General features: G+C 46.4%; 18 protein-coding genes. 12 read left to right on the plus strand and 6 right to left on the minus strand.

Features of this window, described 5'->3' with window-relative positions:
- Window positions 1-149 precede the first annotated feature (149 nt).
- The 10 genes from LAY57_RS28335 to LAY57_RS28370 all read left to right on the plus strand — a co-directional run bounded on the left by LAY57_RS28335 (window position 150) and on the right by LAY57_RS28370 (window position 9,672).
- On the plus strand, window positions 150-647 hold the full coding sequence (locus tag LAY57_RS28335) for an HNH endonuclease (RefSeq protein WP_249070522.1): 498 nt from the start codon (window positions 150-152) through the stop codon (window positions 645-647).
- 230 nt (window positions 648-877) lie between these two features.
- Entirely contained in the window at window positions 878-2,155 is a 1,278-nt protein-coding gene (locus LAY57_RS28340) for a DHH family phosphoesterase (RefSeq protein WP_249070523.1), read from the plus strand.
- A 233-nt stretch (window positions 2,156-2,388) separates the two neighbouring features.
- Window positions 2,389-2,889 (plus strand): phosphohistidine phosphatase SixA, encoded by a 501-nt coding sequence (gene sixA / locus LAY57_RS28345; protein ID WP_249070524.1) that lies wholly within the window; start codon window positions 2,389-2,391, stop codon window positions 2,887-2,889.
- A gap of 337 nt (window positions 2,890-3,226) precedes the next feature.
- Window positions 3,227-4,363, plus strand: coding sequence for a citrate synthase (locus tag LAY57_RS28350; RefSeq protein WP_249070525.1), 1,137 nt, complete (start codon window positions 3,227-3,229; stop codon window positions 4,361-4,363).
- Between the two features lie 477 nt (window positions 4,364-4,840).
- Window positions 4,841-4,963: a hypothetical protein gene (locus tag LAY57_RS35975; RefSeq protein ID WP_275994381.1), complete on the plus strand. Its 123-nt coding sequence runs from the start codon at window positions 4,841-4,843 to the stop codon at window positions 4,961-4,963.
- Window positions 4,964-5,088: 125 nt separating this feature from the next.
- The gene (locus tag LAY57_RS36675) at window positions 5,089-5,442 is read left to right on the plus strand and encodes a recombinase family protein (RefSeq protein WP_339388605.1); all 354 of its coding nucleotides are present in this window, start codon (window positions 5,089-5,091) and stop codon (window positions 5,440-5,442) included.
- Window positions 5,433-6,719 carry an RNA-guided endonuclease InsQ/TnpB family protein gene (locus tag LAY57_RS28355; protein ID WP_249070526.1) on the plus strand — a complete coding sequence of 429 codons (1,287 nt, stop codon included), beginning with the start codon at window positions 5,433-5,435 and terminating at the stop codon, window positions 6,717-6,719. Before LAY57_RS36675 ends, LAY57_RS28355 begins: the two co-directional genes overlap by 10 nt.
- A gap of 381 nt (window positions 6,720-7,100) precedes the next feature.
- Window positions 7,101-8,219 (plus strand): NADH-quinone oxidoreductase subunit NuoH, encoded by a 1,119-nt coding sequence (gene nuoH, locus LAY57_RS28360; protein WP_249070527.1) that lies wholly within the window; start codon window positions 7,101-7,103, stop codon window positions 8,217-8,219.
- Window positions 8,220-8,300: 81 nt separating this feature from the next.
- Window positions 8,301-8,885: an NAD(P)H-quinone oxidoreductase subunit I gene (gene ndhI / locus LAY57_RS28365; protein ID WP_249070528.1), complete on the plus strand. Its 585-nt coding sequence runs from the start codon at window positions 8,301-8,303 to the stop codon at window positions 8,883-8,885.
- A gap of 145 nt (window positions 8,886-9,030) precedes the next feature.
- The gene (locus LAY57_RS28370) at window positions 9,031-9,672 is read left to right on the plus strand and encodes an NADH-quinone oxidoreductase subunit J (RefSeq protein ID WP_249070529.1); all 642 of its coding nucleotides are present in this window, start codon (window positions 9,031-9,033) and stop codon (window positions 9,670-9,672) included.
- Here the strand turns inward: LAY57_RS28370 and LAY57_RS28375 are convergent.
- The gene (locus LAY57_RS28375; protein WP_249070530.1) at window positions 9,653-9,853 is read right to left on the minus strand and encodes a hypothetical protein; all 201 of its coding nucleotides are present in this window, start codon (window positions 9,851-9,853) and stop codon (window positions 9,653-9,655) included. The two genes, LAY57_RS28370 and LAY57_RS28375, sit on opposite strands and share 20 nt — an antisense overlap.
- Before the next feature lie 4 nt (window positions 9,854-9,857).
- Between LAY57_RS28375 and nuoK the strand changes: the two genes are divergently transcribed.
- Complete coding sequence (nuoK, locus tag LAY57_RS28380; RefSeq protein WP_249070546.1) at window positions 9,858-10,163, plus strand: NADH-quinone oxidoreductase subunit NuoK; 306 nt, start codon at window positions 9,858-9,860, stop codon at window positions 10,161-10,163.
- A 301-nt stretch (window positions 10,164-10,464) separates the two neighbouring features.
- Window positions 10,465-11,385 carry an NAD(+) kinase gene (locus tag LAY57_RS28385; protein ID WP_249070531.1) on the plus strand — a complete coding sequence of 307 codons (921 nt, stop codon included), beginning with the start codon at window positions 10,465-10,467 and terminating at the stop codon, window positions 11,383-11,385.
- Window positions 11,386-11,503: 118 nt separating this feature from the next.
- Here LAY57_RS28385 and nblB read toward each other — a convergent pair whose 3' ends face one another.
- The 5 genes from nblB to LAY57_RS28410 all read right to left on the minus strand — a co-directional run bounded on the left by nblB (window position 11,504) and on the right by LAY57_RS28410 (window position 15,518).
- On the minus strand, window positions 11,504-12,169 hold the full coding sequence (gene nblB / locus LAY57_RS28390) for a phycobilisome degradation protein NblB (RefSeq protein ID WP_249070532.1): 666 nt from the start codon (window positions 12,167-12,169) through the stop codon (window positions 11,504-11,506).
- A gap of 86 nt (window positions 12,170-12,255) precedes the next feature.
- A complete protein-coding gene (locus tag LAY57_RS28395) occupies window positions 12,256-12,723 on the minus strand; it encodes a CBS domain-containing protein (protein WP_249070533.1) in 468 nt (155 codons plus the stop codon).
- 116 nt (window positions 12,724-12,839) lie between these two features.
- The gene (locus LAY57_RS28400) at window positions 12,840-13,892 is read right to left on the minus strand and encodes a M42 family metallopeptidase (RefSeq protein WP_249070534.1); all 1,053 of its coding nucleotides are present in this window, start codon (window positions 13,890-13,892) and stop codon (window positions 12,840-12,842) included.
- Between the two features lie 367 nt (window positions 13,893-14,259).
- Window positions 14,260-15,102: a M56 family metallopeptidase gene (locus LAY57_RS28405; protein ID WP_338022509.1), complete on the minus strand. Its 843-nt coding sequence runs from the start codon at window positions 15,100-15,102 to the stop codon at window positions 14,260-14,262.
- Window positions 15,099-15,518 (minus strand): BlaI/MecI/CopY family transcriptional regulator, encoded by a 420-nt coding sequence (locus LAY57_RS28410; RefSeq protein WP_249070548.1) that lies wholly within the window; start codon window positions 15,516-15,518, stop codon window positions 15,099-15,101. Before LAY57_RS28410 ends, LAY57_RS28405 begins: the two co-directional genes overlap by 4 nt.
- Window positions 15,519-15,713: the final 195 nt, after the last annotated feature.

The raw sequence follows: 15,713 nt of genomic DNA on the forward strand, positions 1-15,713 counted from the left end.
CCCCTTGTCCCCCTTGTCCCCCTTGTCCCCCTTGTCCCCCTTGTCCCCCTTGTCCCCCTTGTCCCCCTTGTCCTCCTGCTCCCAGACTTAGTATTTCTGCCTTGCGGACTATAATCTTGACATAGAAAACTTTTATCTATCGATCTCCAATGGGCAAGGTTCTAGTGTTAAATGCCTCCTACGAACCGCTCAACATTACCAGCTGGCGGCGAGCGGTCATTCTACTGATTAAGGGTAAGGCTGAGCGGGTCGAACACAACGGCAAATTTCTCTATTCCGATTTTCCCCTTCCAACGGTGATTAGGCTACGTCATTACGTCCGGGTTCCCTATAAAGAAATTCCCCTTACCCGCCGTAATATACTGCACCGTGACGGCCATAGTTGTCAATACTGCGGTTACACTGGTGAAGATTTAACTTTAGACCACGTGCTACCCCGATCGCGCGGCGGTGGCGATACCTGGGAAAATATGGTAACCGCTTGTGTCCGCTGCAACATCAAAAAAGGCAGCCGAACGCCTACAGAAGCGAACATGATTTTGCGGAATACCCCCCGTAAACCCTATAGCAGTCTATACTTTGAAGTTGCTAAACACCTAAAGAGTGGGACGCATCAAGAGTGGCGAAAATATGTCATCGGTATATAACAAACCTGCACCAGTCTCGCGTGCAGGTTTTTTTGTCAGGAATGGGTTTGACTTTGTTTCGGGACTTCTACCTAGAGAAATGTCCCATTGGAGGGTATGTAGAATCCGGATTTTTTTGCGAAGATCTTAAGTAGTAGCAATTTACTCTCAACTGACTGGCTACTGCCCCAAGCAAGCATAGCCACAAAACCTGGATTTACTTGATTAACACACCATTCGCATCTTCCGATATGAAATCTCGTTCGCTCCAGCCGCTTGACCCTTTGACTTTAGCAGCAGAGCCGCGACCTACAGAGGCCAATGCGGACACAGCCTCTGTAGAATCTCCCGCGATGAAGCGTCCGGTAACGCCCCTGATCGAAGCTGTAAGCGAACAGACTAAGCGTTCCCTCAATCCGTTCGGTCAAAAGGTCGAAGCTTTGCGGCAAACCCTGGAGCGACACCGGAACGAACACCAGCTCATTATCGTACAAGACTTCCCAGACCCCGATGGCTTATCCTCTGCTTGGACGTATAAGTTAATTGCCCAGCAATACGATATTCACTGCGAAATAGTTTATGGTGGCACCCTGAGTCACCAAGAAAATATCGCGCTGGTCAAACTGACAAATTTACCAGCAGAACGCTGGACACCTCAGACAATCAAGACAAAAAATTTGTCGGTGTATGGGGGTTTGGTTTTGGTTGATAATCAAGGCAATACCAGCCAGTTGACGCCTTTCTTACAGCAGGCTGGTATACCGATAACGGTAGTGATCGACCATCACAAACTGCAAGGGAATCTTGAGGCTGAGTTTGTCGATATTCGGCCTTCTGTGCGAGCAACTGCCACGATTTTGACTCAATACTTACAAGCAGGGTTACTCAACCTGGACAGCAGTGTGAGCGAACACATCAAGTGTGCCACGTCTCTGATGCACGGTTTGCGATCGGATACTAACGCCCTCAGACAGGCACAGGAAGATGATTTTCTCGCAGCAGCCTATCTGAGCCGATTCTATGACGCTCAGTTGCTTGAGGCTATCCTACAGACGAATCGCTCTAAGCGAGTTATGGACGCGATCGAGCGCAGTCTCAAAAACCGCACCGTCCAAAACAACTTTTCCATTGCTGGCGTCGGCTATCTGCGCTACGACAACCGAGATGCCATCCCCCAAGCAGCTGACTTCTTAGTGACGGAAGAAAACGTCCATACGGCAGTCGTATACGGTATTGTTCACAACGAAGATGAAGAAATAGAATTGGTGATAGGGTCCCTGCGAACCACCAAGCTTACCCTTGACCCCGATGAATTCCTCAAAGAAGCGTTTGGTCAAGATAAGCAAGGACGCTTTTTTGGCGGCGGACGTATGATGGCTGGTGGCTTTGAAATCCCGATCGGTTTCTTGGGCGGCGGCAACGAGAACTCGGATTACGCCAAGCTGAAGTGGGAAGTCTTCGATACCCAAATTAAGCAAAAGCTCCTAAAGTTGATTAATCCTACCCACGATCCGATCCAAAGCGAATAACAAAGGAAATTGGCTCTACTATGCTATTTGAGCAGAGGGGAGGGGGTAAGAGGCGCAGAGGAGTAGAGGAATAAAAATGTTATTTTTTTGAACAAAAGCATAGCAACTCCTCATAGCCGAAAAATCTAGTGCCGCTACGCAAAAGTCAAAAGTCAAAAGAAGGATTCTTCCCTCTTCCCCTAGCCCCTAGCCCCTAACCCCTAGCCTCTTCTTCCCCTAGCCCCTCTTGAAAAATGGTAGAACTGTACTTAATCCGTCACGGCATAGCTGCTGAACCAGAAGAATATTCCAATGACGCCGATCGCCCGCTGACAGATGAAGGCAAGCGGAAAACTCGCAAAGTAGCTGCCAGACTCTCCGAGTTAAATCTCCGTTTCGATCTTATTCTTACCAGTCCTTTGGTACGCGCTCGTCAAACCGCCGATATTCTCCAAACAGCCAAGCTGAGCGATCGACTCGAAGAATCACTCGACCTCGCTTTTGATGGCGATATGGAAGCTTGGCTAAGCTGGTTTGAGCAATGGCGACAAAAAGGTGACTCGTCGCTAGCATTGGTCGGTCATCAACCAAATTTGGGAAATTGGGCAGAAATATTGATTTGGGGAGAGGCTTGCGGGCGTTTGGTCGTCAAAAAAGCTGGTGCGATCGGTTTAACCCTTCCCGGAACTGGTTCGCCAGTGGGTCGCAGCCAGCTATTTTGGCTGGCATCCCCCAAGTTCCTGTTCGTACCTTAATATTAAGGAAATTTTACAATACCTTGGTGGTGGACTTTCTTATAGCAACCGATGAAAGTCAGTTAAAACGTTCTTAAATTCCTGAAACCCTAGCCCCTAGCTATATAGCTAGGGACTAGGGGCTAGGGGCTAGGGGCTAGGGAAGAGGGAAGAGGGAAGAGGGAAGAGGTTACTCCGTAAGGGATTATGGACTTCATGTAACAGTTGGAGTTGGCTTAATCGCCCTGGCGGTTGCTATATATGGTTCTGTAAAAGATTTTTGTGCAGTCTGCAACAGCACGCAAGTTTCTGGTAAGTTAGCCTGATAGATATTTCACATAGCGCTAACGGTAAAGTTATGACTCTCTGCGAGTATAAGCCAGGTCTAGAAGGCATTCCTGCTGCCCAATCCAGCGTTAGCTACGTCGATGGACAGCTAGGTATCTTGGAATATCGGGGAATCCGCATCGAAGAACTCGCAGAAAAAAGTACCTTTCTGGAAACCTCGTATCTCTTAATTTGGGGTGTACTTCCTACCAAAGAAGAACTCGAAGCCTTTGAGCATGAAATTCGCTACCATCGACGGATAAAATATCGCATTCGGGACATGATGAAATGCTTTCCCGAAAGCGGACATCCGATGGACGCCCTGCAAGCCTCAGCAGCCGCATTAGGCTTGTTCTATTCCCGAAGAGACCTACATAACCCGGCTTATATCCGAGGAGCCGTGGTGCGCCTGTTGGCTAAGATTCCCACGATGGTGGCAGCTTTCCAACTGATGCGTAAGGGTAATGACCCAGTGCAGCCCCGCGATGATTTGGGCTACTCGGCTAATTTTCTGTATATGCTGAACGAGCAGGAACCAGATCCGCTCACAGCTCGGATTTTCGATATTTGCCTAACGCTCCATGCAGAACATACGATGAATGCTTCCACATTCTCATCAAGGGTGACTGCTTCGACTTTGACAGACCCTTACGCAGTGATGGCTTCAGCTGTAGGCACTTTGGGTGGCCCGCTGCATGGTGGGGCAAATGAAGAAGTCATCTCGATGTTGGAAGAAATCGGTTCGGTGGAAAATGTCCGCCCTTTCTTGGACGATCGCCTGGAACGCAAAGCCAAAATTATGGGTTTTGGGCACCGAGTCTACAAGGTGAAAGATCCACGGGCGACTATCCTCCAGTATCTAGTGCAGCAGTTGTTTGAAAGCTTCGGGCATGATAAGTACTACGACATTGCGGTGGAGTTGGAAAAGGCTGTAGAAGAGAAACTGGGTCAAAAAGGGATTTACCCGAATGTAGATTTCTATTCTGGTCTGGTTTACAGAAAGATGGGCATTCCCATCGATTTGTTTACGCCAATTTTTGCGATCGCTCGTGTCGCCGGTTGGTTAGCCCACTGGAAAGAACAAATCGAAGAAAACCGCATCTACCGTCCCACTCAAGTCTATACCGGACTGCACGAAGCCTCTTATATACCGATCGAGCAACGCTAGTACAGTTATTTGTCCAGTCGGATAAATCCGACTTTCGCTATTAGTCGGGGAATTAATTCCCCGACGAGTGATGACGATTGGCGCTAGATATGAGTAAAGATAAACATGATTGCAGTACTCATGCCAGAGCAAGAGGCTCTTATTCCATTTTATCGAGAAAAGTAGCGAGACATAGCCCTTTCGACCGAACCAATCGATCGTCAAACAGCCTCTGAAGCAGTGAGAGCAGTTTATGAGCTAATTGGCGAAAAAGAGCCATTAATTCTTTTTTTTTGATAGCCCTTATTCGGCTTTAATCCATAAGGAAAGTCTGCTAATAAAACAAGTCGGTAAAAAACTGAAGAGTAAAGTAATTAACAAATTGTGGAAACCATTAGAGATTCAACTAAGCGAAGCTGCTACGCAGGTATTGTAAAACTTTATTAAGGCTATAAGCAGCAGTAAGCAATAGTAGTATCATATAGTCAGGAGGGCAAAATGAAACTACCCGATTACGCAAAAGCACTCTTGCATCAGTTATACAACAGCTTGGCGGTGGTGGAAGACTGGCAAGCTACCACATCCGGCACGGCAAACAGAAAGCGGTTTAATCATAGTTGACTATTCGCCACAAAAACCACGCTCGGAATTGAAACAAAATCGAGTTGTAATTTACAGCCAAGTCTCGTATAGCTGAAAACAAGGGAAATCTCAACCGCCAAGCACTTCGATTAACCGAATATGCGATAGCAAACGGTTATCAAATCGTCAGAAATGTCAAAGAAATTGGCAGCGGATTAAACGACAATAGAAAACAATTAGAAGCTTTACTCCAACAGGATGACTACAATATTCTTTTAGTTGAGCACAAAGACCGTCTAGCCAGATTTGGAACACATTATTTAGACGTACTTTTATTAAGATTAGGAGTTAAGCTAGAAATTGTCAATTTAGCCGATAATGGGCGAGATGAATTAATGCAAGACTTAGTGGCTGTAGTGACAAGTTTTGCTGCTCGACTTTACGGACAACGCCGTGCAGCACGAAAAACCGAGAGAATCATTGCGGAGTTAAAAAATGGAGAGTCTGAATGCAATTAGCAGAGAGACACATCATTAAATCCACTGAATATCGTTTTGCCCCGCTCGATAAACTAGCCTTTCAATCAAAAAATCTCTACAATGCTGCCAACTACGTCATCCGCCAAAACTTTGTATACGGATGGGGGTATCTCAATTACAACAAAATGGCTCAGTTAATGAAATCTCATGCAGCATATAAGGCGTTACCAGCCAAGGTAAGTCAACAAATATTGATGATATTGGACAAGAATTGGAAATCTTTTTTTGAAGCCGTTAAAGCTTACAGTATTGAGCCAACAAAATTTACTGGTCGCCCAAAGTTCCCCAAGTACAAAGATAAAGTCAAAGGGCGAAACATTGTCGTTTATACGATTCAGGCGATTAGTACCAAGCAATTGAAGAAAGGAATTATCCAGCTTTCAGGTACTAATATCTTGATTAAGACTAAGGTAAAACCTTTTCAAGTTTGTCAAGTTAGGTTAGTTCCTAAGTGTGATTCCTATGTAATTGAGGTGATTTATGATGCTTGTACTGAGCCGGAGTCCACCCTTGATGAAAACCCCAAAAAATTAGTAGCTAGTATTGATTTAGGGCTAAATAATTTAGTGGCGCTAACTTCAAATCAGCCGGGGTTTATCCCTTTACTGATTAATGGGCGACCATTAAAATCAATTAATCAGTTTTACAACAAGCGTAAAGCCCATCTGCAATCTCAACTAAAAGGTCTGCGTAAAACATCATCTCGACTTTGGCGCCTCACTCGTTGCCGCAATCAAAAAGTCGATAATTACTTGCATCACACCAGTCGGTTTATCATCAATCTTCTAAGAGAACGAAAGATCGGGACGCTAGTGATTGGAAAAAATGTACAATGGAAAAACGAGATTAACTTAGGGAAGCAGACAAATCAGAACTTCGTAACTGTTCCTCATGCTCGATTAATTGAGATGTTGGAATATAAAGCTGAATTGGTCGGAATAAAAGTGATTGTACAGGAAGAGTCATATACCTCTCAATCAAATTTCCTAAATCTAGACCCGCTCCCGGTTTATGGGAATAGTGATGCCCAGAAAGTGGTGTTTAGTGGCAAACGAATTAAGAGAGGATTGTACCAAACGTCGGAGGGTCGATTGATAAATGCCGACGTTAATGGGTCTTACAATATTGTGCGAAAAGCAATCCCAAATGTGTTCAGCAATGGGATAGGGAGCTGCGTAGTTCAGCCAAGGCGGGTCAATCCGCTCGAAGTAAAAAAGAAAGGGGAGGGACCTAATGCCTCCCATGTCATGCAATAAATGACTATACTTTTACAAGCTATATCGCGTTCCCCTTCGAGAAACGAGGCTATCCAGTCAAACCATGTCTGGGCTAGCCTGGAGTTCCCCTCGGCTCTTTCATTAGATTTTCCTATAGAAATCATAGACTTTCATCTTCAGTCACTTCCCAGACTGAAGACATAGAGTTGAGTTCCTGTACTTAGAGCTCAGCAGCACCAAGCCACAGGAGATCCTCACATTGAGTGAGTCATAAGCAGAAATTTTCATTTGTTGCCCAAGGCTGGATTCCGTGCAACGATATACTATCGAGTGGAGCCGTAAAAAAATCTTCACAAACTCATAGACCGATTAGACACGGTTGGTTGAGTTCTGCCTCAATAAATACTCGTATCGGCAAACATGAACTCAGGAATTGACCTGCAAGGAATCTTTATTAAATCCCTCATGGATTTGGGCCTCCCACCCGGTGCCGCCAAGGCAATTTGGTTGCCCCTACCAATGTTCCTGATGATTATTGGCGCAACGGTAGGAGTCCTGGTAACAGTCTGGCTGGAACGAAAAATTTCGGCAGCCGCACAGCAGCGGATTGGCCCTGAATACATGGGGCCTTTTGGGGTGCTGGCACCTGTAGCCGATGGTATGAAGCTCGTCTTTAAAGAAGATATCCTGCCAGCACAGTCGGATAGACTTCTCTTCACCCTCGGCCCGGTTCTCGTCGTCATCCCAGTGTTTCTGTCCTACTTGATTGTGCCTTTCGGACAGAACCTGGTAATTACAGACATCGGCACAGGCATATTTTTGTGGGTGGCCCTATCCAGCATTGCCCCAATTGGCCTGCTGATGGCAGGTTATTCCTCTAACAACAAGTACTCCTTGTTGGGCGGCTTGCGGGCTGCTGCACAGTCGATCAGTTATGAAATTCCCCTGTCGCTGTCGGTGCTGGCGATCGTGATGATGTCAAATAGCCTCAGCACGATCGACATCGTACAACAGCAATCAGGAGCCGGTATTCTCAGCTGGAACATCTGGCGTCAGCCATTTGGATTGATCGTATTCTGGATTTGCGCCCTGGCAGAATGCGAACGGCTACCCTTTGACTTGCCAGAAGCCGAAGAAGAGATCGTCGCAGGCTATCAGACCGAGTATTCCGGCATGAAATTCGCTCTCTTCTACCTGAGTTCCTACGTCAACCTCGTTCTTTCTGCCCTACTCTTCTCCGTACTGTACCTGGGCGGCTGGAATTTCCCCATTCCCATCGATTTGTTAGCCAACTTGTTGGGGGTAAGTGAAACAGACCCCTGGTTGCAGATTATCACCGCCTCTCTAGGCATCATCATGACCCTTCTCAAAGCTTACTTCCTCGTCTTTCTAGCTGTTCTCCTGCGCTGGACAGTACCTCGCGTCAGGATTGACCAGTTGCTAGATTTAGGGTGGAAGTTCCTGCTACCAGTCTCTTTGGCGAACCTGCTGCTAACCGCTGCCCTTAAGCTGGTATTTCCCTTTGCTTTCGGCGGCTAAATCAATTTTAGATTTTAGATTTGAGATGGAAAACAAAATCTAAAATCTAAAATCTACAATTTCCAATCTGAGTGAGACACGATGCTAAAGTTCCTCAAACAAGTTGGCGATTACGCCAAAGAAGCTGTACAAGCCGGTAAATATATCGGTCAAGGTTTATCTGTTACCTTTGACCATATGCGCCGTCGTCCCATTACGGTGCAGTATCCCTACGAAAAACTCATCCCCTCCGAGCGTTTTAGGGGGCGCATTCACTTTGAGTTTGATAAGTGCATCTCCTGCGAAGTTTGCGTCCGGGTTTGCCCGATCAATCTGCCAGTAGTAGATTGGGAATTCAACAAAGAAACTAAAAAGAAACAGCTCAAGCACTACAGTATTGACTTCGGAGTTTGTATCTTTTGCGGCAATTGCGTGGAATTTTGTCCCACGAACTGTCTGTCTATGACAGAAGAGTATGAGCTTTCCACCTACGAACGTCACGAATTGAACTATGACAACGTGGCGCTGGGGCGTTTGCCGTATAAAGTCACGAATGACCCGATGGTGTCGCCACTGCGCGAACTGGTTTACCTGCCGAAGGGCGTCATGGACCCTCACGGAGTACCGGACACCGATCGTCGGGCCGGTCAGCTGCCAGAGGAAATTCTGGAAAAATCGGAAAAATAGCGATCGTTGGTCATTGGGAAATTTCAGATTTCAGATTTCAGGTTTAAAATTGTCAATTCAAGCAGGAATTTGAAATCTGCAATTCTTCAATTTTAAATTTCCCAATGACTAATGACTAATGACTAATGACTAAGGACAAAAAACTGTGGATCTAGCGCAAGGGGTTCAGATTGTTTCGTTTGCCTTGCTGAGTTTGATGATGATTGCAGCCGCCTTGGGTGTCGTGCTGCTCAGTAACATTGTCTACTCAGCTTTCTTGTTGGGGGGGGTGTTTATCAGCATCTCTGGATTGTATATTCTGCTTAATGCTGACTTTGTGGCAGCCGCGCAGGTGTTGATTTATGTTGGAGCGGTAAACGTTTTGATTTTGTTTGCCATCATGCTGGTGAACAAGCGCGAAGATTTTACGCCTCTTTCCAGTGCTGGGCTTCGTAAGGGGGCAACAGCATTAGTCTGTGCTGGTTTGTTTGTGCTATTAAGCACGATGGTTTTAGCAACTCCCTGGTCTGCTTCAACCGCAAGCGTTCCTACCACAGAAAGTTCAATTGTGCGAATTGGGCAGCATTTCTTTACTGACTTTTTGCTACCTTTTGAGTTGGCATCGGTGCTGTTGTTGATCGCAATGGTGGGTGCGATTATTTTGGCGCGACGCGAATACTTGCCGGAAGTATTGCAGACACCGAAGGTACAGCAACAAGTGTTGACTTTGCCGGAGCGTCCCAGAGAATTGGTGCCCGCAATCAGCGACTCATCTACTCTGACTAGCACTAAGGGCGATCGCAACTAGAGGGGCTAGAAAAGTCAAAAGTTAGTAGGGGCGGGTTTTGTAAAATATTCTGTTGGTAATGAGATGTGTGGGCTAAACCCGCCCGTACAAAAGGGATTGGGGATTGACAACTGACAACTGACGACTGACAACTGACGACTGACGACTGACGACTGACTAATTCGCTAACAAGAGGGTTCATGCAACTGCAACTTGAATATTTCCTACTATTAGGAGCCGCCCTATTCTGCATCGGCATTTACGGTTTGATTACCAGCCGCAATGCAGTTCGGGTACTGATGTCTATTGAACTGCTGCTGAATGCAGTAAATCTTAATTTCATGGGGTTTTCCAATTTTCTAGACCCACAAGAAATCAAAGGCCAAGTGTTTACGGTGTTTGTAATCACTGTAGCTGCGGCTGAAGCAGCAGTAGGTTTGGCAATTGTGCTTTCGATTTACCGCAATCGCGATACGGTAGATATGGAGCAATTTAATTTACTGAAGTGGTGAATTTTAGCAAGTGCTAATGGCTAATTGTTAAAATGAACCAATTAGAATTAGTCATTAGCTTTGTTTGAGTAAGTAGGTCGGCGCAAATAAATCTTTTTGGTACGTAGTTGCGCTTTAGCGCTAAAGCGCAACTACGTACCAAATCCAGAAGTTTTACGTTCGTTATATAGGTTGGGTTTTTATTGCTGACCTACTTAATACAGCTAAAAAATAGGTAATATCAATATTAGGAGCGACAATATATTTTAGTTTTATCGCGATTTGAGAGCTTAATATCTAGCTGAATAATATTAGGAAGGAAGTGGAGCTAAAACAGGTTATTATTGCACACAAGGCAGGCGATTCCCAAAGCAAAGTCTGGGCAGAAAGATGTGCTAAGGAACTCGAACAGCGCAATTGTAAGGTTTTGATGGGGCCGAGCGGGCCGAAGGATAACCCTTACCCGGTTTTTTTGGCGTCATCTACACAATCGATCGATCTGGCGCTGGTACTGGGGGGTGATGGTACGGCTCTATCAGCTGCACGAAATTTGGCTCCTGATGGCATTCCTATTTTGGCAGTGAATGTGGGGGGGCATCTAGGGTTTTTGACCCAGCCTTTTGAGGAATTTAAAGAAACCCAAAAGATTTGGGATCGGCTTCTGGAAGATCGCTACGCCGTTCAGCGGCGAATGATGTTGCAGGCGGGGGTATTTGAGGGAAATCATACGAATTTGGAGCCAGCGAGCGATCGCTTCCTCGCCCTCAATGAAATGTGCGTTAAACCTGCTTCAGCCGATCGAATGCTCACCTCCATCTTAGAGATGGAAATTGACGGGGAGGTGGTCGATCAGTATCAGGGAGATGGCTTAATTGTGGCGACACCTACGGGGTCTACGTGCTACACCGTTTCGGCTAACGGCCCGATTATCCACGATGGAATGCAGGCGATCGCAGTTACGCCCATCTGCCCCTTGAGTTTGTCCAGTCGTCCAATTATATTACCGTCTGGGTCAGTAGTTAGCATCTGGCCTTTGAGCGATTATGAACTCAGCACTAAACTCTGGATGGATGGCGTGATGGCAACCTCTATTTGGCCGGGACAGCGGGTGGATGTCACAATGGCCGATTGTCAAGCTAAGTTTATTATCTTGCGGGATAACTATTCTTATTACCAAACCCTACGAGAAAAGCTGATGTGGGCAGGTACTAGAATTCACTATAACAACAATCACCGCAACTGAAATGGGGGCATGGGGATTCAGTTTTGAGTTTAAAAATTGGCTTCTCCCCCACTCTCCCACTCTCCCACTCCCCCGCTCCCCCGCTCTCCCGCTCCCCCGCTCTCCCGCTCTCCCGCTCCTACGCTAGGGGTAAAGAGTTTTTGGCTTCCAGGGCTACTTGCTCTACCTCATCATCAGCCATTTTTTCCAGAATAACGAGGGCTTCTGGGCTACCCAAGTGTTTGAGGGCTTGGACTAACCGATAGCGGATCTGCCAATCTGGATGTGTGGCGTAGGGAGCAAGCAATGGAACGGCACGCAAATCTCCCAATTCCCCAAAGGAACTGATAGCGGCGGTTTGAACTAGATCGATGCTAGAACCGAGTGCTTCAGCGAGTAAGTCGAACGATCGCGGATCGCCCATTTCTCCCAAAGCAGCGACGATGCTCAGCTGGAGAAGCCATTCGGAAGAAGTTTGGTAAGCTTGTCGCAAATCTTCAAAAGCTTCTCCTAACTTTAGCGCCCCGATGGCATCTGCCGCTGCTGCTTGCACGTCTATTTCGGAGTCGTGTAGGAGGCATGAGCGCAAAATTGACAAAGCTTTTTCTAAATCCTGCTTACCCAGGGTATCCATTTGGCTAACGGCAGAATATCGAACGCGAGCATTCTTGTCCTTAATAGCGGGTTGAAGCAGCTCAAAAGCGATCGCAGGTTCCAACTGACGCAGTTGGTTAAGTCCTCGCAAGCGATCGCTCACTTCCTCCGAACTTAACAATTTTTTAACAGACTCAGGAGTAATGGTCATTGGTCATTGGTTATTGCTTATTGTTCATTGTCCATTGTTCATTGGTCATTGGTCATTGCGATCGACAATGAACGATTGACAGAAAGCTAATCTTGACTGGCTGCCATTTCCCGGATAATGTCTCCACGGGTGAGGATGCCAATGACATGACTGGCATCATCTATTACTGGCAAGCGGCGAACATTTCGCTCGTGCATTAGTTGTGCAGCTTCCCGCAAGGACTTATCGGGATGGACAGTTGCTAGAGATTCCCCGGTCATCAATTCCCCAACCGTTAGTCCTAAAGCTTTGTGGAGGTCGCGATCGTAACGACCGGGATTTTCTAAGTAAATCACGGTATCGAGAATCATGATGTAAGCCGGAGGGGTCGCCCCGGTTTCCTGCCACAACAAATCGCTCTCGGAAATAACACCCACTAACTTGCCATCCCCATCAACCACAGGCAAACCGCTGATGCGGCGTTGGGCCAAAATCTTGATCGCCTCCTTAAGAGACGTTTCGGGCCGAACCGTGACGGGATCGCGGCTCATCACATCGGCAACTGTTTTGGGCATGATCGACTGCTATCTCTGATTAATTCCCGGCTTCACTATTATTGTAGAAAATCATCGGTATCGACGGATGCAGTTTAGATATTGTTAATTTTTTGTCAAAAGCGACTGACTAATGACTAATCGCTAAATTCCGTTTCGCAGTAAGCTTGCAGTAGATGGAAGCAGTTGGCGATCGCGCCCAAATGGGCAATCTCGTAACCGTGGGTATTTTGGGTAGGGAAACTCAAACAAGCCGCACGCGCCACATGACCGAACTTCATAGCAATTGACGCATCGGAGCCAAATCCGCTTATTGTTGCCAATTGTAAGGGAATCCCCAGTCGTTTTGCCACCATTTGGATGTTGCCGTTAAGCGTTTCGTCGTAGATCCCGTAGCCATCTTGGGAAAGCAGTACCGGCGCGTCCCCGTCTTCGATGGGATATTCGGTTGACAAAGGACAGATTTCCAGGGCGATCAAAGCTTCTAGACGCTGATTTTGGGTAAAGTACAAAGCGCCGATCGCACCCACTTCTTCTTTCGCCGAAGCTACCAGATAGGTATCGATCGCAGGCTGCTTTAAATTCTGGGCCAGTTCTAACAAAATTGCCACGGAAGCTTTGTTATCCAGGGTGTAACTGGCAATATAGTCTTTGATCCGGATCGGTCGTTTGCGATGCTTACCCACCACTACGCGGGTTCCTGGCCTAATCCCAGCGGCTTCTAGTTCTTGGGCTGTGCATTTCGTTTCCACCCAAGCATCTTCCCAGCGCAACGGTTTCTCTTCCTGATGAGCTTTTTGGGGAGACTCGTGGGAGACGTGGCGCGATCCGAATGAGAGAATGCCGCTAATCGTTTGGTTGTCTCCCAAGAGATCCACGACCCCTTCCCCGTAAACCCAGGGAAACGCACCGCCCAGTTTTCGGACTTGCACTCGTCCAAAAGATTCTATGCTCTTGACAATTGCGCCAATTTCATCTTTGTGGGCAGTTATGGCTAGAGCCCTTGTAGAATCTTTACCCGGAATTAGAGCTAGAGCATTCCCCGCCGCATCCAGCCAAGCTTTCACTCCCAGCGCGTTAAATCGACTCATCAACAGCCGATCGATCTCGGCTTCAACACCGCTAGGAGAATGGTGCAGCACTAACTCTTCAATCGTATTGAACAGGCGATCGTAATTTAATAAATCCATTTGCAACTCAATATAGCAAGGGGCTAGGGGCTAGGGTCATATCATGTCCTTACGCATCGGTTATCTAAAAAATTCCTGTTCTTATTCTTATCTGTGTTCATCTGTGTTCATCTGTCTTCATCTGTGGTAAAAATTTAACCCTCGATGACAACAGACAATTTGACGATATCACTCATGTACTAACGATGCAACCGGACATGATATCAGAAGGGGCTAGGCAAAAAAGGGTTTGGTGGAATTAAGAAAGTCCTTACTGACTTTCATCGCTTGCTATAACATTTTAAATTTTAGATTTTAGGTTTCAAATTCGTTTTTAATTCACGATTTAAAATCTGAAATCTAAAATCTCCGGCGATGATGTTTCACATCAATGAAACGGCACAGTTATCAGAGGCAGTAACACAAAAAGCAACCAAATCCAAGATTGCCAGGTGGTTGATGGGGGCGACAGTGGCGCTGATAGGAGCGCTTCTACCCTTTCATTTAAACGATTTGGAGGTGCAACCGCACTGAGCGCCGCACAGAAACTTTCAGATGGTACAGGCAGAACGCTAACTACCATTAGCAGAGATTCAGCCAACAGTAGGGGGTCTACTTGTTGAGCTGCTTTAGCATCAGCACGCAGTTCTCGCAAGATCAACAACTCTTGCCACAAAGCTTCTGTATTTGGTAACCAAGCTGTTATCTGGCTTACCCAACCCAACCAAAAAAACCAAAATGTGTCTCGATAATAATAGTGTGCTTGTTCGTGGGCTAGGACAGCTTCAAGATGAGCGACATCTAGTTTCTGCAAAAGACCCTCGCTGATCGCCAATTCGGGCTGCCAAAAACCTATCTGCGCTGTAAATAGAGCATCTATGTTGAGAATACGAACCTGTATGCCTTTAATTTTACGCTTATGATATGTACGGGTTTTTCGTAGAGTCTTCCATCCTTTACTTGCTAGCTGGAAGCATAAAACTCCAGACCACACTAAAAAACCGAAGCAAAGCGAATAGCTGAACCATCCTAGCAGGATCTCTACAATTCGTTCCAGCGGTCCCATGTAAAGCACGGCTATCGCTGTCATCATCAGTAGTAGGGGGGGAAATAGAAATAAGAATATTGCTCGTTCCCAGCGCTCTAACCAGTTTCCCCTTGGCCCAGACCATTGCGATCGCACAAACCAAGCCAGAGAAATTGCCATCAGAATCATTACTAGGTGCATCATTCCTTCTCCCTCGCACGGCGTGCGGCTTCAATACGTTGGGCGATCGCTTCTAATTGCTCTAAACTGGTATGGTCGAGGCTGTCTGCGAACGCTGCCACGATATCTGGGTTGCTCACTTCCAGAAATTTGTGTAACTGCTCGTAAGCCTTAAGAACCTGTGCCTCAGAGCGCGAAACTAAGGGTCGCCAAGAGAATATGCGCTCTGTTTTATCGCACGCCAGCCAACCTTTCTGAGTGAGGCGATTTAGCACTGTTGTTACTGAACTATAAGTCAATTCCCGCTCTGGGTCAGCTAGAATGCGATCGTGTACATCTTTGACTGTGGCACAACCAAATTCCCAAATTATATTTAAAATCTCAGTTTCCAAAGGCCCTAATGAAATTTGCTTAGGGCGGTAGTTGGGTAGAGCTGCCATGACACCTTCACTTTGTGCTAGTTGCAATATATTTTTTGCATCGTATTCCACTTAATCTTAGGTCTAGTCCTAAGTAGTTGCTTGGAAATAAGTATCCTACTTATCCTACTTATCCTACTTATTCTCTCTATTACCAAACTATTGAAAGTCGGTTACTCTGACAGGACTAAAGCCAAGTGTCACACTTAAATCAAC

Source organism: Argonema antarcticum A004/B2 (assembly GCF_023333585.1).
Taxonomy (GTDB): domain Bacteria; phylum Cyanobacteriota; class Cyanobacteriia; order Cyanobacteriales; family Aerosakkonemataceae; genus Argonema; species Argonema antarcticum.